Source organism: Desulfovibrio mangrovi, from assembly GCF_026230175.1.
In the GTDB taxonomy this organism is placed as follows: Bacteria; Desulfobacterota; Desulfovibrionia; order Desulfovibrionales; family Desulfovibrionaceae; genus Halodesulfovibrio; species Halodesulfovibrio mangrovi.
Genome location: NZ_CP104208.1, coordinates 3,163,596 through 3,190,460, shown reverse-complemented (window position 1 = coordinate 3,190,460; position 26,865 = coordinate 3,163,596). Strand labels below are relative to the sequence as shown.

At 59.0% G+C, this 26,865-nt stretch carries 24 protein-coding genes; 18 read left to right on the top strand and 6 right to left on the bottom strand.

Translation table 11 applies throughout. The features are described from left to right. Positions 1–14 precede the first annotated feature (14 nt). Positions 15–497, bottom strand: a complete 483-nt coding sequence (locus N1030_RS14275; protein ID WP_265826162.1) for a MarR family winged helix-turn-helix transcriptional regulator — start codon at positions 495–497, stop codon at positions 15–17. A 77-nt stretch (positions 498–574) separates the two neighbouring features. Here N1030_RS14275 and N1030_RS14270 point away from each other — a divergent pair, with 77 nt between their 5' ends. The 4 genes from N1030_RS14270 to N1030_RS14255 all read left to right on the top strand — a co-directional run bounded on the left by N1030_RS14270 (position 575) and on the right by N1030_RS14255 (position 4,639). Then, positions 575–2,008, top strand: coding sequence for a COG3415 family protein (locus tag N1030_RS14270; protein WP_265826161.1), 1,434 nt, complete (start codon positions 575–577; stop codon positions 2,006–2,008). Positions 2,009–2,242: 234 nt separating this feature from the next. Continuing rightward, complete coding sequence (locus tag N1030_RS14265; protein ID WP_265826160.1) at positions 2,243–3,040, top strand: DUF3100 domain-containing protein; 798 nt, start codon at positions 2,243–2,245, stop codon at positions 3,038–3,040. Between the two features lie 3 nt (positions 3,041–3,043). Further along, a complete protein-coding gene (locus tag N1030_RS14260) occupies positions 3,044–3,490 on the top strand; it encodes a hypothetical protein (RefSeq protein ID WP_265826158.1) in 447 nt (148 codons plus the stop codon). Then, entirely contained in the window at positions 3,491–4,639 is a 1,149-nt protein-coding gene (locus tag N1030_RS14255) for a M20 metallopeptidase family protein (RefSeq protein WP_265826156.1), read from the top strand. Between the two features lie 93 nt (positions 4,640–4,732). Here the strand turns inward: N1030_RS14255 and N1030_RS14250 are convergent, their stop codons facing one another. The 3 genes from N1030_RS14250 to N1030_RS14240 form a co-directional block, all read right to left on the bottom strand. Further along, positions 4,733–5,491, bottom strand: a complete 759-nt coding sequence (locus N1030_RS14250) for a GNAT family N-acetyltransferase (RefSeq protein ID WP_265826154.1) — start codon at positions 5,489–5,491, stop codon at positions 4,733–4,735. A gap of 4 nt (positions 5,492–5,495) precedes the next feature. Then, on the bottom strand, positions 5,496–6,308 hold the full coding sequence (locus tag N1030_RS14245) for a DODA-type extradiol aromatic ring-opening family dioxygenase (RefSeq protein ID WP_265826153.1): 813 nt from the start codon (positions 6,306–6,308) through the stop codon (positions 5,496–5,498). A gap of 182 nt (positions 6,309–6,490) precedes the next feature. Next, on the bottom strand, positions 6,491–6,838 hold the full coding sequence (locus N1030_RS14240; RefSeq protein WP_265826152.1) for a PilZ domain-containing protein: 348 nt from the start codon (positions 6,836–6,838) through the stop codon (positions 6,491–6,493). A gap of 504 nt (positions 6,839–7,342) precedes the next feature. Between N1030_RS14240 and N1030_RS14235 the strand changes: the two genes are divergently transcribed. Both N1030_RS14235 and N1030_RS14230 read left to right on the top strand, forming a co-directional pair. After that, positions 7,343–8,440 (top strand): acetyltransferase domain-containing protein, encoded by a 1,098-nt coding sequence (locus N1030_RS14235; protein ID WP_265826151.1) that lies wholly within the window; start codon positions 7,343–7,345, stop codon positions 8,438–8,440. A gap of 50 nt (positions 8,441–8,490) precedes the next feature. After that, positions 8,491–10,278, top strand: coding sequence for an asparagine synthetase B family protein (locus N1030_RS14230; protein WP_265826150.1), 1,788 nt, complete (start codon positions 8,491–8,493; stop codon positions 10,276–10,278). Positions 10,279–10,439: 161 nt separating this feature from the next. Here the strand turns inward: N1030_RS14230 and N1030_RS14225 are convergent, their stop codons facing one another. Then, a complete protein-coding gene (locus N1030_RS14225; protein ID WP_265826149.1) occupies positions 10,440–13,658 on the bottom strand; it encodes an AfsR/SARP family transcriptional regulator in 3,219 nt (1,072 codons plus the stop codon). 299 nt (positions 13,659–13,957) lie between these two features. On the opposite strand from N1030_RS14225, the gene N1030_RS14220 reads away from it, so the two are divergent. After that, positions 13,958–14,152, top strand: a complete 195-nt coding sequence (locus tag N1030_RS14220) for a hypothetical protein (RefSeq protein ID WP_265826147.1) — start codon at positions 13,958–13,960, stop codon at positions 14,150–14,152. A 141-nt stretch (positions 14,153–14,293) separates the two neighbouring features. Here N1030_RS14220 and N1030_RS14215 read toward each other — a convergent pair whose 3' ends face one another. Next, positions 14,294–14,683 carry a Fur family transcriptional regulator gene (locus tag N1030_RS14215; RefSeq protein WP_265826145.1) on the bottom strand — a complete coding sequence of 130 codons (390 nt, stop codon included), beginning with the start codon at positions 14,681–14,683 and terminating at the stop codon, positions 14,294–14,296. A 234-nt stretch (positions 14,684–14,917) separates the two neighbouring features. On the opposite strand from N1030_RS14215, the gene N1030_RS14210 reads away from it, so the two are divergent. The 11 genes from N1030_RS14210 to kdsB all read left to right on the top strand — a co-directional run bounded on the left by N1030_RS14210 (position 14,918) and on the right by kdsB (position 26,863). Beyond that, positions 14,918–16,729, top strand: coding sequence for an ABC transporter ATP-binding protein (locus N1030_RS14210; RefSeq protein ID WP_265826144.1), 1,812 nt, complete (start codon positions 14,918–14,920; stop codon positions 16,727–16,729). Between the two features lie 69 nt (positions 16,730–16,798). Next, on the top strand, positions 16,799–17,962 hold the full coding sequence (gene neuC / locus N1030_RS14205; RefSeq protein ID WP_265826142.1) for a UDP-N-acetylglucosamine 2-epimerase: 1,164 nt from the start codon (positions 16,799–16,801) through the stop codon (positions 17,960–17,962). 2 nt (positions 17,963–17,964) lie between these two features. Further along, entirely contained in the window at positions 17,965–19,038 is a 1,074-nt protein-coding gene (gene neuB, locus N1030_RS14200) for an N-acetylneuraminate synthase (RefSeq protein ID WP_265826141.1), read from the top strand. Between the two features lie 42 nt (positions 19,039–19,080). Then, positions 19,081–20,253: a hypothetical protein gene (locus N1030_RS14195; protein WP_265826140.1), complete on the top strand. Its 1,173-nt coding sequence runs from the start codon at positions 19,081–19,083 to the stop codon at positions 20,251–20,253. A gap of 142 nt (positions 20,254–20,395) precedes the next feature. Beyond that, on the top strand, positions 20,396–21,109 hold the full coding sequence (locus N1030_RS14190; protein ID WP_265826139.1) for an acylneuraminate cytidylyltransferase family protein: 714 nt from the start codon (positions 20,396–20,398) through the stop codon (positions 21,107–21,109). A 126-nt stretch (positions 21,110–21,235) separates the two neighbouring features. After that, entirely contained in the window at positions 21,236–21,757 is a 522-nt protein-coding gene (locus tag N1030_RS14185) for a winged helix-turn-helix domain-containing protein (protein ID WP_265826138.1), read from the top strand. A gap of 75 nt (positions 21,758–21,832) precedes the next feature. After that, entirely contained in the window at positions 21,833–23,542 is a 1,710-nt protein-coding gene (locus N1030_RS14180) for an aldolase catalytic domain-containing protein (RefSeq protein ID WP_265826137.1), read from the top strand. Positions 23,543–23,546: 4 nt separating this feature from the next. Continuing rightward, the gene (locus N1030_RS14175) at positions 23,547–24,557 is read left to right on the top strand and encodes a 4Fe-4S binding protein (protein WP_265826136.1); all 1,011 of its coding nucleotides are present in this window, start codon (positions 23,547–23,549) and stop codon (positions 24,555–24,557) included. Positions 24,558–24,559: 2 nt separating this feature from the next. Then, positions 24,560–25,318 carry an HAD family hydrolase gene (locus N1030_RS14170; RefSeq protein WP_265826135.1) on the top strand — a complete coding sequence of 253 codons (759 nt, stop codon included), beginning with the start codon at positions 24,560–24,562 and terminating at the stop codon, positions 25,316–25,318. 5 nt (positions 25,319–25,323) lie between these two features. Beyond that, a complete protein-coding gene (locus tag N1030_RS14165) occupies positions 25,324–26,103 on the top strand; it encodes an HpcH/HpaI aldolase family protein (protein WP_265826134.1) in 780 nt (259 codons plus the stop codon). Positions 26,104–26,125: 22 nt separating this feature from the next. Further along, a complete protein-coding gene (kdsB, locus tag N1030_RS14160; RefSeq protein WP_265826133.1) occupies positions 26,126–26,863 on the top strand; it encodes a 3-deoxy-manno-octulosonate cytidylyltransferase in 738 nt (245 codons plus the stop codon). Positions 26,864–26,865 lie beyond the last annotated feature (2 nt).

The following is a 26,865-nucleotide window of genomic DNA, read 5'->3' as shown; positions in this document are numbered from 1 at the left end:
CTGTTCAGACGCGCTCAGGCAAGCGCCGTCACCAACCGTTTGAGAATGGCATCCAACTGGTTCCTGTCGTCATCGGACAACACGGACACTGCATCGCGCAGGCTTTCCAGCCGTTCCGGCATCAGACCGTCAATAAGCGCCAGTCCGCTCGCGGTAAGCGAGACGAACACGCCCCGCCGGTCCTGAGGATTTGGCTCGCGCCGCACAAGCCCTTTCGATTCCAACCTGTCTATACGGTTGGTCATGGCACCGCTAGAAAGCAGGGCATGCTCGCACAGCTCCCCGGCAGAAAGCCTGTAGGGTTCTCCGAACCGCCGCAGCACCGCCAGCACATCAAACTCCGGCTGGGTCAGACAATAGGGCTTGAGAAAACTCTCCGCGCGCTGATCCAGCAGCTTGTTCACCAACATGAGACGCCCGCACACCCCCATGAACGAGGCATCCAGGTCGGGCCGCTCCGCTGCCCACTGCTCCTGCAGGCGGTCTATCATATCCATGTGCAGTCTCCTTGCTTGCCGTCAATTATTCTTCACGTGAATTATCTTGACGTAAAGATAAAGCAAACACTCACAATTTGCAAGGTATCACCCGCCACATTCTTGACATCATTGTCATTTCGCGGCACTGTACCGAGAATTACGGTCCTATTCCGGCCATGACATCAGACATGCGCACCGAATACATGCGAACCACCGGCAACCGGACTCCCTTGCAAGAGATGAGTGAAACAATCGCCCTCATAGGTCCATCAGACTCCGTACAGGTCATGCTTGAAGCTGCCACGCGCTTCTTTCCCGACCTGAACTTCCGGAGCTACATTCGCGAGCACATAGAAGACACCTATGAAGTGCTGGAGCAAAGTCAGCGCGAATGTGACGGCCTGCTCTTTTCCGGCATCGGCGTGCAGGAGGCGGCCAAGGCCCGCGGCGTGGTGACCAAGCCTTATGCCCAGATCGAACGAGGCGCATATTCCCTGCTGCGCGTCTTTTCCGAAATCCAGCGCAGCGGCATTCCCTTTGAACGCATCAGCATAGACGTGGTAACCAACGCCATTCTTCGCGAGGTTATTCGCGAGTACGGCATCTCCTTCCACAAGGTGCACTCCATGCCCTTTGCCGTGCAGCACAGGGAAGAAGCGTATCTGCAGCGACACCGTGAACTGCTGGAATCCGGACAGGCCGATCTGGCCATCTCCGGTTTCGGCTCCGTATACAGCGAACTGTCGGCCCTCGGCCTGCCTGCGTTCCGCATGCTGCCCAGCGCCCTGCAGGTACGGGAAACCATGGAGCGCCTCCTTGCTGACATCGCCGCCCGCGACCTGCGTTCCGCAGGCATTGCCATCCAGATCGTCAGCCTGCACCGCAGCGATGAACAGAACAAAAACGAGTATGAATACATGCGGGATGAAGGGCGCATATTCCCCGAACTGCTCAACTACGTGCGCGCAGTGCAGGGCAGCCTGTTCAACGTAGGCAAAGGGGAGTTTGCCATTTTCTCCACCCGCGGCGTCATGGAAAGCCCCGTGCATCTGGACATGTTCTCACACCTCATGTCGTGGGGACGCGACAACGGCATCGTGCTCTCCTCCGGCATCGGCATAGGCTCCACAGCCTTCGAGGCAGAAAAATCCGCACGCCAAGCGCTGGGACGCGGCCGCCGCTTGCCGCAGGGTGGCTTCTTTCTCGTACACGGCGACTTCATCCGCGGCCCGCTGGCCGAAGAAGACGAACTGCGCTACCGGACCCGCGTTGAAGACCCCGCCCAGTTGCGCATAGCCGAGGAGATAGGCATCAGCCCCAGCCATGTGGACCGCATACGCGCGGTCATGGACAAGACCGGCAAGAGCGTTTTCGACTCCACAGACCTTGCCGCCTGCCTCGGCATAAGTGAACGCAGCGCCCGCAGGATTCTGAAGCGCTTTCTGGACAGCGGCTACGCTTCACTGGCCGGAAAGGAAACCGCACATCAGGTCGGCAGGCCAAAAATGCTCATAAAGATCGAAATTTAGTACACAATATTTTTTGGTCAATTTCGGACATATTTTTGACAAGACCGAAAACCGAGACGAAATCCTTTAAACAAGGAGGGGGCGGAAACCAACAAAGGGGAAAGAACATCCCATGTGTGAGCGTTATTATGAGGAGGATGCTTCGGTACGAGGAAGCCTGTCTTTCGTGGGCGACGAAAGGCAACGCTGCCGGGGCAGAATAACAGCCACAATTCGAAACAACAGGATTTTATCATGTTAGACGCAATCAAGAATGTGAAGATCCACCTTATCGTTCTGATTCTGGTGGCCGCATCCGAAGCGATCGGCATTCTCAAATTCAAGGTCGGCCCGGGCATGCTGGTACTGCTGCCCATGCTCTACGCCGTATTCATCGGCACCTTTCTCGGTCCCAAGTTTCTTAAGGTCGTCAAGGACAAGGACATGGGCCACGCCAGCGCGCTGGTCAGTCTGACCCTGATGCTGCTCATGGCCCGTTACGGCACCCTTGTGGGCCCCAAGTTCTTTGAAATCCTCAAGGCGGGTCCCGCCCTCGTGCTGCAGGAATTCGGCAACCTCGGCACCCTGCTCATAGGCATTCCCATTGCCATGTTCCTCGGCCTCAAGCGTGAAGCCGTGGGCGCGGCGCATTCCATTGCCCGCGAGCCCAACGTGGCCCTCATCGGCGACATCTACGGCCTTGATTCCGCTGAAGGTCGCGGGGTCATGGGCGTGTACATCTGCGGCACCGTGTTCGGCACCATTTTCTTCGGTCTGGCTGCCTCTTTCCTGAGCATCCTGAACGTGTTCCACCCCTATGCGCTGGCCATGGCTTCCGGCGTGGGTTCCGCCAGCATGATGACCGCCACCGTGGGCAGCCTTTCCGCCATTTATCCTGAGATGGCCGACAAGATTCAGGCCTTCGGCGTGGCCAGCAACACCCTTTCCGGTCTGGACGGCGTGTACATGTCCATGCTCATCGCCCTGCCCCTGTCCAACAAGCTCTACAACTTCCTGTACCGACTCAAGTTCGGCAAGCCCGTGGAGGCGTAACACATGAACAAGATACTGGAATCCACCATCGTTCTTCTCATCGTGGCCGCCATCACCCTCGTGGGCAACCGCATCGGCTGGGGATTCGGCATCGCCGAGGCCCTGCCCGGCATGGCCGTGCTGCTCGGCATCTGCATTCTGGGCATCCTTGCCAACACCTATGTCTACAAGCTGCCCACCGTTCTGTATGTCATCACCTTCGGCATGGTCGTGACCATGCCCGGCGTTCCCGGCAGTGAAACCTTTGCCGCATGGGTCTCCAAGGTGAACTTCCTTGCGCTCACCACCCCCATTCTGGCCTACGCCGGTGTCGGCATCGGCAAGGACCTGCCCGCGCTGAAGCAGACCGGCTGGCGCATCGTGGTGGTCAGCCTGTTCGTCATGGCGGGCACCTATGTAGGTTCCGCCGCCATCGCCCATGTGGTGCTGAAGTCCCTCGGAGAGATCTAGATGCCCGTTAAGCCAGAGATTGCGGCCTGCTTCGACGAACTGAAGAGTATGCGTCAGCACCTTCATTCCTGTCCCGAAATAGGCCTTGAGACCGTAAGAACCGTTGCCTTCGTGAAAGAACAGCTCGACCGCTACGGCATCGGTTATGAAGATATAGGGGTGAACTCCCTGCTGGCGAAGGTGGAAGGGCGTGGCCCCGGTAAGACAGTGGCCTTCCGCGCCGACATGGACGCGCTGGAGACCACGGAAGAAACCGGCCTGCCCTACCAGTCCGCCACCAAGGGGCGCATGCACGCCTGCGGACACGACGGACACACCGCCACCATGCTGGCATTTGCCCGCTATCTTGCGGATCACAGGGACCTTGACGGCACCGTTCTGCTGCTGTTCCAGTCCGGCGAAGAAGGCTTCGGCGGCGCGCTGGAAGTGGTCAAGGACGGACTGTTCGATAAGTACCGCATCGACTGCATGTTCGGCATGCACAACTGGCCCGGATACGCAGAGAACCAGATCGTGGTGCACCACGGAACCGCCATGGCTTCCGAAGACCGCTTTGATCTGGTCATTCGCGGCAGAAGCGGACACGCGTCCGTTCCCCACGCCTGCGTGGAACCCTTTGCCGCCGTGGCCGACTTCATCAAGGGGGCCCAGTCCGTCATCGCCCGCAGGATTTCCGCCCACGACAAGGCGGTTATCAGCATCACGCAGGTGCACGGCGGCAGCGCCTACAACATCATCCCCGATGAAGTGGTTGTACGCGGCAACGTGCGTACCACCTGCGCCGCCGTGCAGGACCGCATAGAAGAATCCCTCGGCCAGCTGGCCGCGGGACTGGAGGCCATCTACGGCGTAACGGCAACGTTCGCCTACCATCGCAAGCACCCCCCGCTGGTCAATTCCATGCCGGAACTGGCCGTGGCTGCGGCTACCCGCGTCGTAGGCCGCGAAAACGTGCTGACAGAAGAGCTGCCTGCCATGGGCAGCGAGGATTACGCCTTCTTCATGCAGAACACCAAGGGATGTTTTGTCTGGATAGGCAACGGGGTTGACTCTCCGGTAATCCACAACAGCAAGTATGACTTCAACGATCAGGTCATTCTGACCGGCGCCTCGCTCTTTGCCGAGCTGCTCGAAGAAGTCATGAAATAGAACGTTCCGCCCATGGGACAAGAAAGGCTGTCCGGTTCTCCCGCAACAGGGAAGAACCGGACAGCCTTCAACGTTTCATGCAGGCAAGACGGGCTACAAGGCAATGCGCAGCAAGCTATGCTCGCAGACGAATCCGGCGCGGGCAAGCGTCCGCGCCGAGGCCGTATTGGCCGCATCGCATCCGCACTGGGGACGATAGCCCTGCTCCAGCAGCATGGCCTTGAGGTAGGAAACGATATGTGTTCCGTAGCCCTTGCGGCGATGCACCGGAGCCACAACCATGCCAATATCCATGCAGAGACTGTCCGGCAGCACAGGGGTCACGATGCCGCACCCCAGCATTCCTTCCGGCGACTCCAGCACATACAGACGCCCCGCTTCGACATATCTGGCTATTTCTTCACATCCGGCGAAAAAGCCGTCGTTGAAGACGAAAATGGCATCAACATCCGCCGCGGCCCCCTGCCGGAAGGCATGATTCCGCATGGACACAAAGGCCGCGTCGGCAATGCGTCGGAACAGCAGGCCAACGGTTTCTGCCCGGGCAACAGCGCTCCCCAAGGTCTGCAGCAAAAGAGCGTTGAACGATTTACACAGCACCTCTGTGACGCCACCAGCCTCAATAACCCTGCGGAAGAACAATCCGGCATCCTGCTGCCTTTCATCGGACACGTAGAATTCTACCAACGTCCCACCGCTGACGACCGCGTAGGCCCAGTCCCCCATGGTCCAGACCTGACCACCCCGCCCCAGTTCCTCCAGCAGCAGCTCCTGCGTCTCCTCCAGCGATGCCAGATACGCCTGCTTCAAACGCCGGGATGGTGGTCCTCCGCTCTGCATCAATGCGCTCATGCAATCACCACAAGAACATGCTGGTCTTCTTACCCAGCAGCTCCAGACTGAATGACTTGGCGCAGGCCCCCTGTGCAATGCCGCAGCAGACATGCAAAGGCAGCAGGTGCTCCTCTCTGGGATGACAGTAGCGGGCATGAGGCGCTGTTTCCCATGCGGACAGACAGCCGAGGCGCTCTTCCGCCGTCAGAACCTCTCCCGAGCAGGTTTCGGCCAGCCAGCTATCAAAGCCTTCGTTCATGCCCCGCCTTTCCGGCGTATCCGGCATGAAGAAGGCACGCATGTTATGGAAGGAAAAGCCGGAACCGATAAACAGCAGCCCCGGCCGCTTCATCCCCGCCAGAGCCTTGCCCATGCGGAGATGCACGTCGGGGTTCAGCCCCTTCACCAGCGAAATCTGGATGCAGGGAATATCCGCCTCGGGATACATGATCTTCAACGGCACAAACATGCCGTGGTCGTAGCCGCGCTCCGCATCCGACACAGGCGCGACGCCCTCTGCATGCAGGCAGTCAAACGCCTCCTGCGCCACATCCGGGGCCGCAGGGGCGGGGTAGGCGATATTGTAGGCTTCTTCAGGAAACCCGTAATAATCGTAGATAAGCGGCAGGTCCACGCCGGACGTGACCGTGGGCCGAGCCTCTTCCCAGTGGGCACTTATCAGCACAATAGCTTCCGGACGCGGCATGGAACGGGCGATGCCCTGCAGGGTATCTATCATACCGGCATGCCCTTCATCGCCGAGCAGGGGCATGGGGCCCGCACCGTGTGAAAGGTAGAGCACCCTGTGGCTTGTCTGTGAGTTCAACACATGCATTGCAACCTCCTTTCATGGCACCGCAACAGCCCGTAACACATCCTGTTCAGGCCCGAGCCTACACCACCTGCAACGCAAGCAGCAAGGCTATCCACGGCCCGCATGCAAGGTTAAGCACCCCTGCAGTGAACCAAAACAAAACGCCCCTGGCCTTGCGGCAGGGGGCGTGTAGCCAGTCTCATCTAGGAATAGAATTGGGGAACGGCATCGGGATACATGGACATCAAGCTTTCTGCAGAACCATACACCGAGGTGTAGAACTGAATGCCATAACACTGCTTGTCGGTCCATACTGCTGTAGCAGCCATTTTGCCTCCATCCGGCGAGGCGTCGGATTTGTACCCGTAGATGTAAACCTTGTCGCCGGCCTTCACCTCATTCGGATAGAAATCCTTTGAGAATACGATTCGGGCTCCGTACTGGCTTATGTCGTCCAACCGCCCGTAATAACTATCGCCCTGAGCATTTATCAGCTCACAATAGTATTGCTGCCCGAGATCATAACGCGGATACGATCTTCTTTCTTCCATGGCGCGACCTCCTGTGGTCCCCCCCTCACCGCATACATTGACACCATGAGAGTACTACACTCCCCAAGGTAAGGATACGCCCGGGAGGGAATTATAATGGCACGTTGCTTCCTGCCATATTCCAATAGGGTGAACGCAGAACGAGGATGAAATGCTGGTACCGGACCGAAGTACAACCGCCTGTACATTACGCGCCACATGCTCAAAAACGAAACACACCAATATCAAAAGGTTTTTTCATTCGACACACTACATGAGGATGACACTGCTGTTGTAAAATCATCCTGAATCCTATCTATAAAATAGTAGCACCAGAAATCGCCAAGACAAGTCCTGCCGGTGCAGATGCAATAAAAAACTAAGGACAGCTCACCTACCGCCTGTACCGATTCCGGGTGCAAATCTTCCAGATCTTACGCCCACCCGCAGGACTGCCCCCGGTAATACCGATATCGCCCGCAACCCGTTACACAAAAGCAAAACCGCAAACCCCACGAAACAACCATGAAACGTCTTCCAGCCATTGATACCGTCAGAGGCATCGCCATCACCCTGATGATTCTGGATCATACGCGTTTCTTTTTCAGCACCTCGGCGTTCTCTCCAACCGACCTGCAGCATACTACGCCCGCCCTGTTCGCCACGCGCTGGATTACCCATATTGCGGCAGTGGCCTTTATCCTTCTGGCCGGTGTCAGCATCCACCTGTACGGGCAGCGCCATGGAGAACAGCGGACCCGGCCCTTCCTGCTGCGCCGGGGAATCATGATCGCCCTTCTGGAACTGACACTGGTGAAGTTCTGCTGGAACTACCACATGGACTTTTCCATGACGTATCTGCAGGTCATCTGGGCTATCGGGTGGTCCATGATACTGCTCGCCGGCTGTCTTGCCGTTCCGCGAAGGATTGCGCTCCCGGCGGCCTTGTGCTGCATCCTTTCCCCCTACGCTCTCCCTCCCATAACGGGAATGGTGGACACCCCTATCGAACTGCTGAACGCCCTTCTGTGCACCCCCGGCACCTTCAGTTTGCCCAACGGCATGCAATTTCACACCACCTACCCCATCCTGCCGTGGTTCGGGATCATGTGGACAGGCTATATTGCGGCCCCTGCGCTTCTCAACGCCCCTCCCGGTTTCCGGAAAAAGATCATGGGGACGACCGGACTGCTTTTCCTTATCCTGTTCGCCGCAATTCGCTGGGCATCGGCAGCCGATAATTCATGGATGGGCTTTCTCAATGTTCACAAGTACCCCCCGCATCCGGATTTTCTGCTTCTCACAACCGGCATGAATCTCCTTCTGTACATCACTGTTGAACGGATACATGAACACAGCGGCAGTGCAGCCGACACGGCACTCCGGCTTTTTACCTGCCTCGGCAAAGCTCCCCTTGTCATTTACATGGCTCACCTCATCTTCCTGCAACTGTTGAGGAATGCCATCAACTGGTACCCTTCCGTATTCTCTGCCATGCCGTTTCTATCGACAACGCCTGAGGGCTTCTTTCCCTTGTATACGGTCTACATTCTCGCCGCGTTCACGACAGCCTGCATGTTCCCCGCAGCCCTGCTGTTCATCCGTGTGAAAGGAATACGCTAAGTGCTTTCGAGTCTTGCCCGACAGACAAGTGCAGACAGGTACGGAACGCGATGACCATGATTTTCGGCATACTCTTTACCGGGCAGCAAGAAAGGGAAACAGCGTCTCGCCCCCCTATCCCGGACATGCTCCGCGCAGCCTCCCTGAACGGCGCGCGGGAGCTGCAGATATGCACGCCACACCACGCCCTTCTGGGGGGCTTTTCTCCGGAAGACGTTCGCTGCCTGATAACGGATGAGCAGAACGGATACACCTATCTTGTTGGCGGAGAATTCTTTGCTGCCCCCTTCTCAGAGCCGGTTCCTGACCGTCTGGACTCAGCACGGGGAAAGAATTTTCTGCACAGCCTGTTTGCTGACGACGGCAATGTGCGGCTACGTTCTCTGGACGGGCACTTCTGCATAGTTCGCTACTGCCACCAATCCCGCACCATGCGCATTATCAATGATGCTCTCGGACTATACCCGCTCTACATGATGAAGGCCCCCGGGTGGACAGCCTTTGCCACAGAGTATCAGGTACTCCTTGAGCTCGGGTTTCCCCGCACGCTCGACATCCAGTTCCTTGCGGAGTGGGCCCTGTACGGATTCGGTTGCGAGGGCCGAACCCCCTTGCTTGACCTCAGGAGTCTGCCGCCTGCCGCCGATGTGACAATCTACGCCGGAAACGATGCCCCGGAGATTTCATACGCCTGCTATGACGACTGGAATTATGCCATTGACCATTCCCTGTCTCTTGAGGCCGCCGCAGAGGCTGTCGGCTCGCTGATGCAGAAGACGCTGGCCGCGTTTCTGCTGGACAATAAGGTGCCAGCCATGCCCATTACCGGGGGGTACGACAGCCGCCTCATCATGGCGTGCCTGCCGGACTCCGTCAGGCAATCCATGGATTGGGTGACCATATGCAGTCCACACCTTACGGCAAATAAGGATCGTGACGTCCTCATAGCAACGCAGATCGCCGACACCTTCGGCCTGAAGCACTCGGTACCGCAGTCCCCCTCTGCACTGAAGACCCTGCCCGAAGAACAGACGGACCTCTACGAATCCTTGCGGCCACTCCGCCTGGAGTACGGCATCCACGGCCACTTCTCCGGCTATCTCAGGGGGCTGCTCCCCGACTTCGCGGCCATTGAAAGGGACAGGCTATCCACATTCCGCACATTCTTCTCGCCTGACATATGCGAACGTGCGGCAAGCAGCTTTTCCGCCATCACCGACAACAGGGACTATGGCGAGGACGAGAACAGGGCACTCAAATACTACCTGCTCAACAACATCCGCTGCTTCTTGAACCACGACCACCTTGGCGGCGGGAAATGGCTGAACCCCATAACATTCTTCTGGCAACCGCTTCGAGCGCCCTTTGGAGTTGCCTCCCTGCACAGGCAGCTCCTGCGCATTCCGGCCCGGTACCGACGCGGCGGCCTGCTCTTTCTCAAGGTCATGGAGCTGCTCGACCCTCGCATGTTCTCATTACCCTTCACCTCAGCCCCCTTCCCTCCCGAGGTCACACAGCAGCTCTCGACACCGCCGGTAAAAGCGGGGATGGGGACCGATTATCAGGCAGCGCGCACGCCCTTCTGGACGGGCATGCTCAAAGAAAGCCTGCGATCCGGCAGGGCTGCCAAGAGGGAAATCTACTCCGGAAAATGGCTGAGACAGGCGAACGCAAGATGCATCATGCACGCAGGCGGCGAACGCATTTTGCCTGCATACATCAGGAACCACTGGCGTTTCCAAAAAATGGTCCCGCCAATGGCCGACCAGCACCTAGTGAAGATAGAGAACTGGCTGTGGAAATATGGAGACACTCCGGAGGGCATACTGGGGGCATGAGTTCGCCCACATTGCCTTGGGCTCCATGTCAGCTGCCCGCCGTCGACGTGCTCAACGGGGGCATGACGGATGCATTACGCCCACAAGCAGCTCCCGCCCCGATTCCGGGGAGCACAGAGCTTTCGGCTGACTCTGGAAATTCGGGGCGGACGCCCCGCTACCTAGGGCTTTTGAACGCTCCAGAACGCATCCATGATTTCGTCTATCTCGGTTCTGGAGTACCCCTCGTCGGTCAGGGCCTGCCGCATCTCCCGGACGACCCTTGCCGCCCGAACCGGCTCGGCCGCCTTGCAATACAGATCGTGCAGCGAACGGACCACGGCAGTATTGGTCATATCGCTCCTGCGGGCCTTTTCCAACACCCGCACCCCCTCGACATGCGCCCCTTCGTGCACCAACAGCTCAGAAAGGCGCGGCGCCATGGCCACAAACCGTGCCGTGCCAAGCTCCCGCTGCTCGTGCAGCACATCCGGCCCCTGCACCGCAGGAAAAAGCTCTCCCGCCCACAGATGCTCAGCCAGCGCGTAAGCGCAACCCGCCTGCCAACGCCGCCCTTCCACATACAGGCGATCCCCCTGCAACAGGGCCTCATCATAGGCAACCGTGTCGAGACGGGCATGCCGCAATGCCAGCACGCCTTTTTGCAACACAAGATATTCTCTGCTCAGATCCTTGCCAAAGCCATCGGCAAGCGCCTTTCTCGTCCGCGACAGAAGGGTATCGAACGCGCTTCGCGCCATCTCTCTGGAGCGGTCCGGCCAAAGAAATTCCTGTACCCGCTCCTGCGAAACGGAACCGCCCGACACAACAAGCAGGGCAAGCAGTTCCCGTTGCGCCGACGTGAAATCGCCATCTTCCAGCACCTTCTCTCCGCAACGGATACGGAAGCCGCCAAAACTCTGCACACAGAGGACAGGCAACACCCTTCCGTCCGCCAGCAGAGCCTTATCCAGCCTACGCACCCCCAATTTGTAGCAGAAGTCGGGCTCTATGCCATTTACCACGGCAGCTGACAGAACCGCCTCGTCCACCTGCGGCAACCAACTGAAGAAATGTTCGTGTCCCGCGTCCTTGAGACAGACGACAGCCTGCCTCACAGTTTCCAGAGCGTCCCCGCTCCCGATCCGCAAACGCAGAGCAGCCAGATGGAACAAGGCGGCGGAACGGCAATGGGTCTCCCCGATACGGACATATTCCTCTATCACCCCGCAAAGCAGCTCTTCCGCCTGTTGCACATCCCCGACCTGCGCAAACGCGCCACCAAGGAACATCCTCGACAGCCTGACGAAATAGGGACGCGGCACGAGCGAACGCTGCAGCAGGCAGGCTTCCGCAGCGGTTGCAACGCCCTCCCGATCCCCGGCCAGAGACAGCACCAACGCCTTGTAGTGCAGGCACTGACTCAAAAGATGCGCGTTGCCATTGGCGAGCCCCCCTTCCAGTCTGGAAACACGCTCCGCTGCCAAAGAGAGGTTGCCTTCGGCAAGGGCGGAATCAATGTCAAACAGCTCCCTGAAAGCCCCGAGCGATGTTTTTTCCGCTACTTCCCTGATACCCGGGGCATCCAGATAGCAGCGGGTTCTGGCATAGTTGAAACGGTCGCCCGTCATGGCATGCAGATTGATCAGTGTCAGATGGACAGCTGCACGGAGGAACACGGAAAGCCGAGGACTGGGCAGCATGTCATAAGCGGTTTCCAGAACATCGCAGGCAGTGCTGAACTTAGAGCACAGAGACAGCCTGATGCAGTTCATCATGGCCGTTTCCGTGATAGCGTTATGCAAATCGTTCATCCGGGCATATTGGAATATATGATCCAGCTTCTCCCGAACGGATTCCTGCTCCTCCAGATAGAAGATACGCCATGTAACAAGCGCCTTTTCGATATGAAACACGAAGTGCGCGGGCAAATCAGACATTGAAGCGAGAATCTCTTCGGCGTGCCTGACGTATTCCGGCGCTCTGGAGTCGTAGCCGCTTACGACCAGCTGATAGAGGATCTGGTGGACAATGACATGTAACTCGCCGACATGGTCATTGCGGGCTTCAAACATGGCGAGCGCCCTGCCGAGAATCTCCATGGCCGTGTCCGGCGCGACATTGAGCAGAGTGATTCCCTGATAGCATGACAGCCACGGATCCGCCTCCACCACGTCGGGCGAGAGCCGTTCCAGCGCCTTGCCAAGCGTAGCCAGCCGGTTGTTCTCCACGAGGGAAAGGCCGTATCGGCCCAGCAGCTTCGCAGCCCCGCGAACATCTCCCGCCTCAACGAGGTACTCGAAGGCCTCTTCCTCTTCACCGTTGGCTGCACACCACTCGGCAACGCGAACCAATACCCCCTTGCAGACATTCTCGCCCAAGACATTCCATGCCATGGAGGAAAGACAACTTCTGAAGAGGTGATGAAAACCGTACCTGTCACCGGATTTGCGGACGAAGCCGCCAAACTGCGTCAATTTCCCCAATGTCTGCATGGCATGCATTCCCGGGGCCGCTATGTCCGCCTTTCCTTCCGTAACGCTGTTCAGCAGGGCTAGGCGCAGCAACACCTCGCGTTCCTGAACGGAAAGGGATTCGAGGTACGCCTCATGAAGATGGCATGCCAGATCATCCTCCATGCCGTGGGGAATATCTTCAGCCAGTTCTCCACCTGCTGACAGCATTTCCCGGGACATGACAATGCCCATGGGCCAACCTTCCGTCATGGCATGCAGCCGGCTCAGGGTGCTTGCGGTTGCGGGGGCGGCAAGAATACCGGTCAGCAATTCCGCCGTTTCCGGCAGGGTGAACGCCAGTCTGGCATTGCGCACATGCTCCACAACCCCCTGCGGAAACAGAGGAACTCCATCAAGCATGCAAGGGCGTCTGGAAAGAAATACGATACCGATGGACTGCCCTGCGGCGAAAAGCAGCTCCCTCAGCAAGACGAGCGCCTGAGGCGCTCCCTCAAGCAGATGCACATCGTCGAACACGAAATGCAGCAGACCGGCGCGAGTCCGCTCTACCCCGGCAACCAGCGCCCGAGCTACCCAGGACAGATCGTCAAATCCCGCGCCGCCTTCCTTGAGCCCACCCTCCACGTCAGGACAGGCAAATCCCGGCAGAGTACGCCGCAGGCCCTCAACCAAGGCGGCAACCATGCAGACAAGGTCAGCATCCTCCGTTCCGCATTGATACCACAGAGAGCGACCGCCAACTGCCTGCAGGTACTGGAGGGCGAACGTGGTTTTACCCTGTCCCGCCCTGGCTTCCACAAGCAGGCGTCCGCCCTTGCCCCTTGTGGGCATGACGCTTTCCAGCAACGCGTGACGCGGAAGCAACAACTCCATGTCCACGGCTGGCTGAACAGTCTTCGCATGAAACCCGACTAAAGCGCTCACTATCTGTCCCCTTCTACAGTTCTTCGTGTCCCGTTCACGACAAGGAGGGATTCCCCCCCTCCTCGTTGACTAATAGGAATCCCTCGCGGGCGTCAATGAAACCCTGTGCCCTCCTCTTCTTGTTCCTGTAAGATTTCTACTGGTTATCCGGAACCTGCGTCACGGGTAAGAAAAAAGTGAGAGATCCTGTGGCAAGACGATTCAAATTCGAAGCATCGCCCATCCTCCCGAACCATGCGCCCGAACCATGCGTCCGAGCGGAGCGGCAGAAAATGCAGAGGCAGCGCAAGGAGCGCCATGTGTCCTGGTATCTTGGAATCCTGAGCCTGCTGGCGGTAATCTTTCTGTTTTGCGTAGCCAGATTCCGGCTGTACCGCGCGGACGACTTTCTGCGCGGCAGGGAAAAGGTCTGCTTTCATGCACCACTACCTTCCCGGCAGTGGAGCGGCAGACCGCAAGGCGACCATACGTTTATGGCCAAGGAGCCTGAATAGGCATCCGGACAGAGGGGGGACATGGGGCGTGGCCTTTCAGGATGTCAGAAAGCCATGCCCCAACCGCCAGACATGCAAAAGGCCGGATCACATGATCCGGCCTTTATGTATTCAGCAGATAGTCGATGACAGAGGCAAAAATCAGTTCGTACTCTGGCAGGCGTCACAAACGCCGTCAAACTCCACACGGGCAGCGGTCACGGTGAACCCGTTGACGTCCATGCCGTCAATGGACACCTGCACGTCGAGATGCATGACATCTCCCACTCTGCCGCAACGGGTGCAACGGATATGCGCATGGGGCATGGGGTTGCCGTCAAAACGCTTCTGGCTGCCCGCACTCTCCAGCTTGAGAATTTCGCCGCTCTCGGCAAGAACGTCGAGATTGCGATAGATCGTTCCAAGGCTGATACGCGGCAGACGCTGCCGCACCATATCATAGACCTCATCCGCCGTGGGATGCGAAGTCACTTTGCGCAACTCTTCCAAAATTACTTTACGCTGTTTCGTCATGCGAGTCTGGGGAGCCATATCCACCTCATTAATATGCCAGAGTTGATCCTACTTGTTATCAGTAATCATTTTTCATAAAGATAGCAAGCTCCATATTCCTCAACAGCAGTCTCTCGATTTTCTTGGAAATTCTTGTAAACAGAATTGATTCATGTTTCCTGTTGCACGCTGCACCAGACAGAGCGCCTCTTGACTTTTGTTCAGTTTTTCTTAACAATAAACACTAGAACAATATACGAGGCAAACAGACACATGTCTCTGGCATCAAACAACTTCTTCGTCAAAACCATCTCCATCATACCGGCAGCATGGCGGAGACGACTGGTGCTCATCACTCTGGGCATCCTCCTTTCCTCCATAGTGGAAACAGGTGCGGTGGCCGTCATCGCGCTGTTCATCTCCTCCATCAACGATCCTGCCATTGTCCTTGGCTCCCCTTACTTCAATGCGATACGGGACTTCATCCCGCCGCAGATTCTGGCCTCTGACAAGAACTTCATCATCGCGCTGGGACTCTTCGCCTCGTTCCTCATGCTCGCCAAGAACGGCGTTGCGGGCAGCGTCACCTATGCCTATTCCCGTCTTGCCGCCAAGATAGACGCCCACTTCGGCGGGCTGCTTCTGCAGAATTATCTCGGGCACGATTACGAATGGCACGTGGGCAGGCATTCCGCAGACCTTGTCACCGCCGGTTCGTGGCGCAAGAACGTGATCATGGTGTGGTACATGGGCATGCTCGCCCTCAATGACATCGTGCTCGTCAGCATGATGGGGCTGGTTCTGCTGATCACCGCTCCCCTTGTTTCCATCGGTTCGATCATCCCGCTGGGGCTCATCGGCATGTTCATATACAGAGCCCTGCGCCCCCGCATCGACCGGCATGCGAAAACCTGCGCCCGCTTCGAAATGGAGATCAACAAGCGCATCTCCAACATTGCGCAGGGCATCAAGGAAATCATCATCTCATCCAACCAGCCGTACTTTTTCGATCTTTACCAGAAAGATGTGGAGTGCGCCTCCCGTTCGCAGTCCAAGGTGCACCTACTCTCGCGCATCCCTTCGTGGGCGTTCGAGACTGCAGGTTTCATCACCCTGTGCGGCGTCATACTGGTTTCCATCACCTTCTCGAACGAATCATCCCCCGCCGCCATAACCGGCCCCGTGGCCCTGCTGGCTGTGGTGGCATGGCGTTCCATTCCGGCATTCAACCGCATTGTGAACAGCCTTTCCTCTGTTCGCGATTATCTGCCCCGCGCAGAAGCCGTCATCAACGCCATCAACGACATGCCCGCCCAGCCGCAGGACAAGAGTGCCGTCCAGCCTCTGGCCTTTGAGCAGGGCATTGCCGTGCGCAACGTCACCTTCAACTACGCCGATGCGGAGAAGAAGGCCCTGTCGGACGTCTCCATGACGATCAGAACCGGAGAAACCGTCGGCCTGGTGGGGCGTTCCGGCTCCGGCAAAAGCACCCTTGCCGACCTGATCATCGGCCTGCTCACCCCGACCGGAGGCGACATCGCCATCGACGACAGCCCGCTTGACGCAGCCCACCTGCACCGCTGGCGGGCCAATGTCGGCTATGTGGGGCAGGCTCCCTTCTTCACGGACGGCACTATCACGGAAAACGTGGCCTTCGGCATTCCTGAAGCCGAGGTTGACCGCGACAAGGTGGCCCGCTGCTGCACCATGGCAGCACTGGAGACGCTTATCGCCCAATTGCCGGAAGGCTACGACCAGCCTCTCGGCGAACGCGCCGCCAAGCTTTCCGGCGGCCAGCGTCAGCGCATCGCCATTGCCCGTGCCCTGTACCGCTCTCCCAGACTGCTGGTGCTTGACGAAGCCACCAGCGCACTGGACCAGCAGAGCGAAAACGCCATTCAGCGGACCGTGCGCAATCTGGCCGGCTCGCTCACCATGCTCATCATCGCTCACCGCCTGACCACGGTGGAGCACTGCGACCGCATTGTCTGGCTTGAGGACGGAAAAATCATCATGGACGGCACGCCGGACGAGGTGCTCCCCCATTACCGCGCCAGCCTTGAGGCCGCCGGAGAACAACAATGAGGGCACGCGCACAGACTGAGGAAGGGTTGATGTCTATCCCGAACACACATGGACTGATGGTATAAATCGATGCGAAAGATATGCATTGTTACCGGAACACGAGCCGATTACGGTCTGCTGCGCCCTGTCATGCGACACGTGGAGGAGCACGGGGCCTTCTCGCTGCAGATCATTGCCACCGGCATGCACCTGTCTCACGAGTTCGGCAACACGGCCCAGCGCATCCTTGATGACGGGTTCCGCATTGACGAGCGGGTGGAGATGCTGCTTTCCAGCGACACCGCCGTGGGTATCACCAAGTCCATGGGTCTTGGGGTCATCGGATTCGCGGACGCCTTTGCCCGTCTTGCGCCGGACCTGATCATCCTTCTCGGCGACCGTTTCGAGATTCTTGCCGCAACGCAGGCCGCGCTCATCGCCCGCATTCCCGTGGCACACCTGTGCGGCGGCGACATCACGGAAGGCGCGTTTGACGAATCCATCCGCCATGCCATCACCAAGATGTCGCACATTCACTTCGTCAGCAATGCGGAAGCCGCAGCGCGGGTACGCCAGATGGGCGAAAACCCGGAGCGGATATTCAACGTGGGCAGTTCCGGAATCGACGCCATGTTCGAAAAACCTTTCTACACCCGCAACGAACTGGAAGAGCAACTCGGCATGGTGCTGCGCAAACGCCTGATTCTTGCCACCTACCATCCTGAGACGCTTGGACACATTTCCTGCGCGGACCAGCTTGCCGAACTGCTTGCAGCACTGGACGCCTACTACGCTACCGACGCCGACTGCAGCATCCTGTTCTCCATGCCCAATGCCGACACCGGCGGCCGCCAGCTCATGCGCCTTATCGGGGAATATGCCATGGAGCGTGACCACGTCAGCGCGCACACCTCGCTGGACCACAGGCTCTATGTCAGCGCCATGAAAGCCGCCGCCGTCGTGGTGGGGAATTCCTCCAGCGGCCTCTATGAAGCGCCGAGCCTGCGCGTACCCTCGGTCAACATCGGGGACCGCCAGAAGGGCAGACTGCGTGCGGCATCCGTCATCGACTGCGAGGCATCCGGCGACGCCATTCTGACGGCCATCCGCAAGGCCCTGAGCATGGACTGCTCCAGTGTCGTCAACCCGTACGGCAGCGGAAACACGGCACGGCTCATCGTGGAATCGCTGGCCTCCATTCCGGACTTTTCCGCCCTTATCCGAAAGCCCTTTCACATGGTGGCAGGAGCCTGATCATGCAGCACGTATATGTCATTGCCGAAGCAGGCGTGAATCACAACGGTTCTCTCGACATGGCCCTGCAACTCGTCGAAGCGGCCCATGCCGCCGGTGCGGATGCCGTGAAGTTCCAGACTTTCAAGGCGTCCAGCATCGCCTCTGCCAAGGCAGGCAAGGCCGAGTATCAGAAAAAGACCACCGGCGCGAACGAATCCCAGCTGGAGATGCTCAAGAAGCTGGAACTCAGCGCAGAGGACCACGAGATACTCAAGGCCCGCTGCTGCGAACTGGGCATTGAATTCATGTCCACGCCCTTTGATCTGGAGAGCCTGCAACTGCTCATGGACCTTGGCGTGCAGAGAATGAAAATCCCGTCCGGCGAACTGACCAACGGCCCCCTGCTGCTCGCCATTGCGCGCACAGGGCTGCCCCTCATCCTTTCCACGGGCATGTCCACGCCGGAGGAAATCCGCAATGCCATCACCGTGCTGGCCTTCGGCATGACGGAACCGGAACGCACCCCCACCCCCGGAGAACTGCAAGCCGCCACGGAAAAGGCGGGAGCGCTGCTGGCAGAACGCCTGACCCTGCTGCACTGCACCACGCAGTATCCCACCCCCTACGAGGACGTGAACCTGCGGGGCATGGACACGCTGTCCAGCCTGTTCAAGCTGCCCGTGGGCTATTCCGACCACACCGAGGGCATCACCATACCCGTTGCCGCCGTGGCGCGCGGCGCGGTGATGATAGAAAAGCATTTCACGCTGGACAGAAACCTTCCCGGCCCCGACCACAAGGCATCCCTTGAACCGCAGGAACTGGCGGAGATGGTACGCGCCATCCGCAGTGTCGAGCCGGCCCTCGGCAGCGGTGAAAAGAAGCCCCAGCCGAGCGAACTGGGCAACATGGCCATAGCCCGCAAGAGCCTTGTCGCCGCCTGCGACATCAGGAAAGGCGAGCTGCTCACGGAGCGGAACATGACCGTAAAGCGTCCCGGAACGGGCATCTCGCCCATGCGCTACTGGGAACTGCTCGGCACGGCGGCCTGCGCCGACTTCGCCGCAGATTCGCTCATAGAACTGGACAGCTAGGCTGACCGGCACAGGGAACAAACAGGAACAATCCGGCAGACCATGGACATATACTACCTCTTCCCCTTCAACATTTCGCAGCGGGACTGTGAGCGCTTCGGCATCGACGCGATGATCCGCAAGGGATTCCGCGTACATGTGCTGGTCATGTCCCGTCTGTTCTACAGCCGGAACGTGGCCCATACGGACTTCGTCCCCGAGGGAGCCGCGTCCTTCATCAAGGCGCAGACCATGGGGGATGTGCGCGCCGCCATTGCCACCGCCCCGAAGGAATCCGTCGCCATCAGCTATCTGGGAGCCACTCCCACGGACCGCAAGGTGCTGGGCATCCTGAAGGAACACCGCCTGCCCTATGTCACGGCAGGCCTCATGGCCATTCCTGTTCCGAACTTCACGCTGCGCGAGCGCATTCTGCGTTCGCTCAAATCGTTCACATGGAAAAAGGCGGTTCAGGCAATCCAGCGCCTCCCCTTCTATCCCAAGCCGGAGATCGACAGGCCGGTGCTGATTCTGGGCGCAGGCAAATTCACCCAGACATGGTTCGGCCCCAATGCGCGCATCGCCTTCATTCACGCGCTGGACTACGACCAGTACCTGAAATGCATGGCCGCACCGCAGCCGGAGACAAAAACCGCCGTTTTCCTCGACCAGTATTTTCCCTACCATCCCGAGGCCATGACTCACGGCTCGAAGATGGGGGCAACTCCTGACGACTACTACCCCAAGATGTGCCGCCTGTTCGATGCCGTGGAAAAGCAGACCGGCCTGCGGGTCACCATCGCCGCGCATCCGCGCTCGGAATACGAAAAGCATCCCGGCGTGTTTGGCGACCGCGAAATCATCAAGGGCATGAGTGCGGAGATGATCAGCCGCTGCAAGCTGGTCATTCTGCACAACTCCACGTCCGTCTCCTTTGCGGCGTTGTTCGGCAAACCCATGCTCTTTGCCACCACCAGCCAGCTTGAGAACGGATACGTGGGCATCAGATATTTCCACAAGCTGCTCGACGCATTCAGGGCCAGAGCCCTGAACATGGATGTACATGCACCGGACAGCTTTGCCGACTTCGTCACCACGCCCGATGTCCGGTACCGCGAATTCATCGAGGACTACATCAAGGTGCCGGGCACTGCGGAAAAACCTTTCTGGGATGCGGCGGCGGACCTGCTGACCGCGCACCCCGCCATCCGTGAAGCCCTTGCCCGACGGCAATAGGCTGATGGCATAGCATACAAAATCATGCGACAGTGTCCGTAAAAATGAGACAACCGGAAGGAAGCGTTGCCCCGCACAGCTCACAAGGCGGAACACGCAGACAGCCAAAGCGTTACAGCGCAGCACAGCAAGAGAAACAAACATGAAAGCCATAGGGTTCATCTTTGCACGGGGCGGTTCCAAGGGCCTGCCTCGCAAGAGCGTCAAACTGCTCGGCGGAAAGCCGCTCATCGTCCACGCCATTGAACAGGCGCTTGCGAGCAGCTACATCAAGCGCGTCATCGTATCCACGGACTGCGAGGTCATTGCCCGCATCGCACAGAAGCACGGAGCGGAAGTTCCCTTCATGCGTCCTGCGGAACTGGCCTCGGACACCGCGCCTGAACGTCTGGCATGGCGGCACGCCATCGAATACGTGCGCGCCAATGACAGGGACAGCGACTTTGACGTCTTCGTTTCCGTGCCCACCGTGGCCCCCCTGCGCAAGCCGGAAGACATTGACGCCTGCGTGGAAAAGCTCATCAGCACCGATGCGGACACCGTATTCACCGTTGCCAAGACCACGCGCAGCCCCTTCTTCAACATGGTGACCCTTGATGCGGAAGCCAACGCACGCATCGTGGTGCCCGTGGAATCCGTCTTCACCAGACGGCAGGATGCCCCCGCCTGCTTTGACATCACCCCCGTGTGCTATGCCTCAAGACCGGACGCCGTGCTGCGTCATGAGACGCTCTTCGGAGGCGTGGTCAAAGCCGTGGAGGTTCCGGTGGAACGGGCCTTTGACATTGATACCCCGTGGGACTTCCATCTCGTCGAACTCATCTACAACGACCTGCACAGGAACGACGGGGAGTAACACCGCATGAACGGGCACTTTCCACTGCGGAAAAGCGATGAAGGCCGCCGGAGGCAACTGTCTCCTGCGCAAAGGGGAACAGCCCCGCCCTTTGACATTTTGTACAGTTTTCCTTAACATAAAACCATGCTCGACAAACTCTTCACATCCAAGACACGCATCAAGCTGCTGCTGAAGCTCTTTCTCAATCCTGAGGTATCTTCGTACCTTAGAGAGCTTTCCGCCGAGTTCGAACTTTCGCCCAACGCGCTGAAGGAGGAACTCGACGGTCTGAGCCAGGCCGGCTATCTGGACAAGGAAAAGAAAGGGAGAAACATCTTCTACAAGGCCAACGCCAAGCACCCTTTCTTCCCCGAAATCAGCTCCATCGTGCGCAAGCATCTGGGAATAGACAGAGTTATCGATCAGATTCTCACCCACCTCGGCGACGTACAGCAGGTATTCATTCTCGATGATTACGCCAGAGGCGTGGATTCAGGCCTCATAGACGTTCTGGTCATCGGCAACGTGGACCCCGTGAAACTGCAAAACGTTGCCCTGCCCATTGAAAAGAAACTCGGGCGCAAGATTCGGACCATGGTCATGTCCCTCCGCGAATTCGAGCAAAGCGACCTTCTGGAAAAGCGCCCCCACTGGAAAGTTCACTGATCAGCCCGACAGACATCTGCCCGCCGGCACATCCCGGCAGTCATCTGAGCGGTATCCTTGCGGAACGAGGTTCCCATGACGATTCAAAAGCCTTTTGAAATATTGGATTGCTCCATCCGGGACGGCGGCTACGTAAACAACTGGGACTTCTCGCAGCTCTTGGTGCGCGAGTCCTACAAGGCCCTGTCCAAAACCGGCGTGGATTTCGTCGAGCTCGGCTTCCGCAGCTCGGAGAAGTATTTTTCCAAGGCCAACACCGGCATCTGGCGCATCACGCCCGAAGAGCTGCTCCGCGAAACCGTGGGCAACATTCAGGGGCCGCCCATCGCCCTCATGGGCGACTACGGCAAGATAGACCTTGAAGACCTGCCGCCCGCCGAAGAATCCGTGGCGCGCATGATCCGCATTGCCGCGAACAAGGGCGACATTCCCGGTGCGCTGGCGTTCTGCGAGAAGGTCAAGCAGAAGGGCTACATCTCCTCCCTGCAGTGCATGGGCTACATATGCTTTACCGAAAGCGAGCGCAAGGAACTGATCACGCGCCTTGCCGATGCCGACATCGACTATGCCTATGTGGGCGACAGCTACGGCTCCATCTTCCCCTTCCATGTCCGGCCCATATTCGAGCCGCTGCTGGAGCTGAAGCACCTGAAGATCGGCTTCCATCCCCACAACAACACCCAGATGGCCTTTGCAAGCACCATCGAGGCGCTGGCCGCAGGCGTGGACATTGTGGATTCCACCATCTTCGGCATCGGCCGCGGCGCAGGCAACCTGCCCACGGAAATCCTGCTCGGCTACCTGAAGGTGCAGGGCATGGACCGCTACAATCCCTCGCCCGTACTGAACGTGATTGAGCGTTACTTCCTCGACATCATGCGCAAGACGCCGTGGGGCTACCAGCTGCCGTACATGATCTCCGGCATCTTCAACGTGCACCCCAATTATCCCAAGGAGCTCATGAAGCGTCAGGAATACCGCATGGACGAGATCTGGAACGCCATGTCGTACATCCGCAAGCTGAATCCCACGGGCTTCAATCCGCGTCTGGTGGACGAACTCATCGGGCAGGGCGTTGTGGGCTACATGGGCGCCAAGCATTTCTGCGTGCCCGGTGAAGAGAAGGAATCCTGCATCCCCGCACCGCATCCGCCCTATCAGAACCGCCATGCAGGCAAGGACTTCCTCATTCTCGCCAACGGCCCCAGCCTGAAGGAGAAGCAGGACGAAATCCGCCAGTTCATCAAGCGCCACAAGCCCATCGTGCTCGGCGCAAACAACCTCGGCGGCCTGTTCGTGCCGGACTACCATGCGTTCAACAACGCCAAGCGCTTTGTCTCGCACATCGAGTCCGTGCATCAGGATGCGAACCTGCTGCTCGGCATCAACCTGCCCGGCGACCTGATCGACGATTACCTCGACCGCCCCTACGAGCCGCTCGTGTTCAACGACATTCTCGATGCCGACTTTGACATCGCCAACGGCATGGTCACCTGCAACTGCCGCACGATCTCCGTGCTGCTGGCGGGCATTGCCATCGTCATGGGTGCCAAGCGCGTCTTCATCGCGGGCATGGACGGTTACCTGAACAGCCACAGAACGTTGCACTACGACGAAAAATTTGATCCCCACGAGCACGCGCTCAATCTGGAACGCCACCGCTGGAACGAACGGTTCCTGCATCAGATTGACGCGTGGCTTACCAGAAGGGGGCACGAGGGACTGCACATCATCACTCCCACGGGCCATTCTGCATTCTACACCCCCATAAGCGAGTACATGTAAGACCATGAACAGATACGAAGAACTCAAATCCATTCTCGACAGCGGCCGCTACTTCAAGGTCGTGTGCGGCGCAGGCAACGAAGACCCCGTAGAGGTCTACAAGCTGTGCATCATTTACACCCTTGCCGGTGCCCACGGCATTGACCTTTCCGCCAACGAGGAAGTGGTCCGCGCAGGCATGCGCGGCATCGACCGCGCCTTCGAACTGGCTCCGGAACTGGGCATCGAGCTGACCGTGCGCCCCTTCATCAATGTGAGCGTGGGCCTGAAAGGCGACCCGCACGTGCGCAAGGCGCTCATCCGCGCCGACGACTGCATCGCCTGCGGCAACTGCCTGCCCGTGTGCGACCAGCTGGCCATTCAGGAGGGCGAACCCTATTCCGTCATCACCGCGCGCTGCATCGGCTGCGGCAACTGTGCAGACGTATGCCCCAACGAGGCCATCGAGTTCTTCACCCGCAAGGTGGACTTCAACGACATCATTCCCCGCTGCCTCGCCGCAGGCGCGGAGAACGTGGAACTGCACGCCATCATCCCCGATGACGAGGCCGTGATGCGTGACTGGAAGACCATTGCCGCCCTCGTGCCCGACCAGTTCATCAGCATGTGTATCGACAGATCCGAGCTTTCCAACAAGCATTTCACCAACCGCATGCGGCAGGCAAAGGAAGTGGCGGGCGATCGCCTGATGATTCAGGCCGACGGTGCGCCCATGAGCGGCGGACCGGACACCTTCCGCACCACCCTGCAGGCCGTGGCCTGCGCGGAACTGACCGAGAAGACCGGCATCCCCTGCAAGATTCTGCTCTCCGGCGGCACCAACAGCAAGACCGGCGAACTCTCCGCCATGTGCGGCCTGACCGTGCACGGCGTTTCCATCGGCACCTTCGCCCGCAACCTTGTGCGCGAAGAACTGGCGCTGGACGACTTCGACACCAATCTCGACGCCATCCGCTCCAGTGTGGCCAAGGGCGTCAAGCTGGTGCAGGACAACCTCAAGTACATCGCAAGGTAGCCATGGCCGCGACCATCATTCTGCCGCAGAGCGAAATCCCCGATGTGGGGCTGGCCGTCTTTGACAAGGACGGCACGCTCATCGACATCCACACGTACTGGGCCAACATGGTCAAGCTGCGCGCCGAACGCGTGCGGGCCGCTCTCGGCCTGTCCGCCGAGGACGCCACCGGCATCATGGAAGCCATGGGCGTGGATGTCCGCGCCATGCGCATCAAGCCCGAAGGCCCCGTGGGCCTGAAAAAGCGGGAAATCGTCCTCCAGGCCGGCGTGGACTACCTCGCCGCCAAAGGCATCACGGACACGCACCAGCTGTTCGTGGACGTGTTCGCCGAGGTGGACAGAGTGTCGCTGGATCTGCTGGATACCTTCATCCGTCCGCTGCCCGGCCTCTTTGCCCTGTTCGACGCCCTGCGCGAACACGGCGTGGCCATTGCGCTGGCCACCACGGACAAGACCGAACGCGCGTGGCTGTGCATGCGCCATCTCGGCCTCGGCGACCACGTGAGCTACATCGCGGGTGCGGATTCCGTGGCGGAAGCCAAACCCGCACCGGACACCATCCTTCTGTGCTGCAGGGAGCTGGGCGTTCCCGAATCCCGCAGCATCATGGTGGGCGACGCCAGATCGGACGTGCAGGCAGGGCTTGCGGCCCGCTGCGCCGCTTCCATCGGCGTGGGCAGCGGCCTGACCACAACGGAAACACTCGCAGGGCTGACCCCCTACGTCATCGACGACATTTCACATATGCATGTGAGGTAAGAATTATGCTCAACGGTACCCTCAAGGAAAAACTCCGCGCCGGTAAAGTGGTCTTCGGCCCCTGGTGCGTCATCCCCTCCGCAGCGGTCATGAACGTCACCGCCGCCGCCGGATTCGACTTCGCCATCATCGATCTGGAACACGGTCCCACCAGCTTCCAGACCGCAGAAGACATGGCCCGCGCCGCGGCTTCCGCAGGCTGCCACCCCATCATTCGTCTCGGCAGCGTGCATGAGGAAAGCATCCTCAAGTCGCTGGACATCGGCGTGGAAGGCGTGATCACCGCCCATGTGGAATCCGGCGCAGACGCTTGCAACGCCGTGCGCTGCTGCAAGTACCATCCCCTCGGCACCCGTGGCTTCTCCCCCTTCACGCGGGCGGGCAACTACTCCGGCGGCGAGATCGCACGCCATGCCGAAATCCAGAACGATAAGACCCTCGTGGGCGTCATTCTGGAAGGCAAGAAGGGCATTGAGGCCCTTGATGACGTGCTGCAGACCGAGCACCTCGATCTCATCTACATCGGCGCGTACGACCTGTCGCAGGCGCTGGGCATGCCGGGGCAGGTGAACCACCCCGAAGTGCGCGCCTACATGGAATCCTGCATTCGCAAGATCCGCGACGCAGGCGTCGCCGCAGGCGGCTATGTGGCCAGAACCGAGGCCGACATGCGCTGGATGGTGGATATCGGCATGCAGTTCATCACCTACCTGCCCGATTGCGCCGCCATCCATCAGGCATTCACCGGCGCGGTGGGTACCTTCAAGAACGTCATCGGTGAATAACGGAACACACGAGGAATCTCCCATGAAAGTCATTGCCATGATCCCCGCACGCCTCGAATCCAGCCGCCTGCCCGGCAAGGCACTCATCGACATCGAAGGCCTGCCCATGGTCATCCATACCTGCAAGCGCGCCATGCTCGCCCGCAATATCGACGCTGTCTATCTTGCCACCGACAGCGAAAAGATCAGGGAAGAGGCGGAAAAGCACGGCATTCAGGTCATCATGACCAGCACCGCGCACCCGACCGGCTCCGACAGAATCGCCGAAGCCATCAACAAGGTGGAGTCCGACATCGTGGTGAACGTGCAGGGCGACGAACCGCTGCTGAACCCCGAACACCTCGAACGCATCGTGGACGAGATCAAGGGCGACACCACGGTCAAGTGCGCCCTTGGCGTCACCCCCTACAAGGAAAAGAATCGCGGCTCGGACATCAAGGCCGTGCTCGACCTGAACAACAACGTCATGTACTGCTCGCGCACCGACCTGCCCAGCGAAGCCCGCACCACAGTGGACACCATGTTCAAAATGGTGTTCCTCGTGGCCTTCCGCACGGAATTCCTGCGCCAGTACGCGGCCTGGGCCCCCACCCCGCTGGAAACCATCGAGTACAACGAATATCTCAGAATTCTCGAACACGGCGAGCGCATCCGCGCCGTGCACCTGTCTTCCGCCAAGATCAGCGTGGACACCCCTGAAGATCTTGATATCATTCGGGAATACATGAAGGCAGACACCATCAGACAGCGTTACATGTAGCC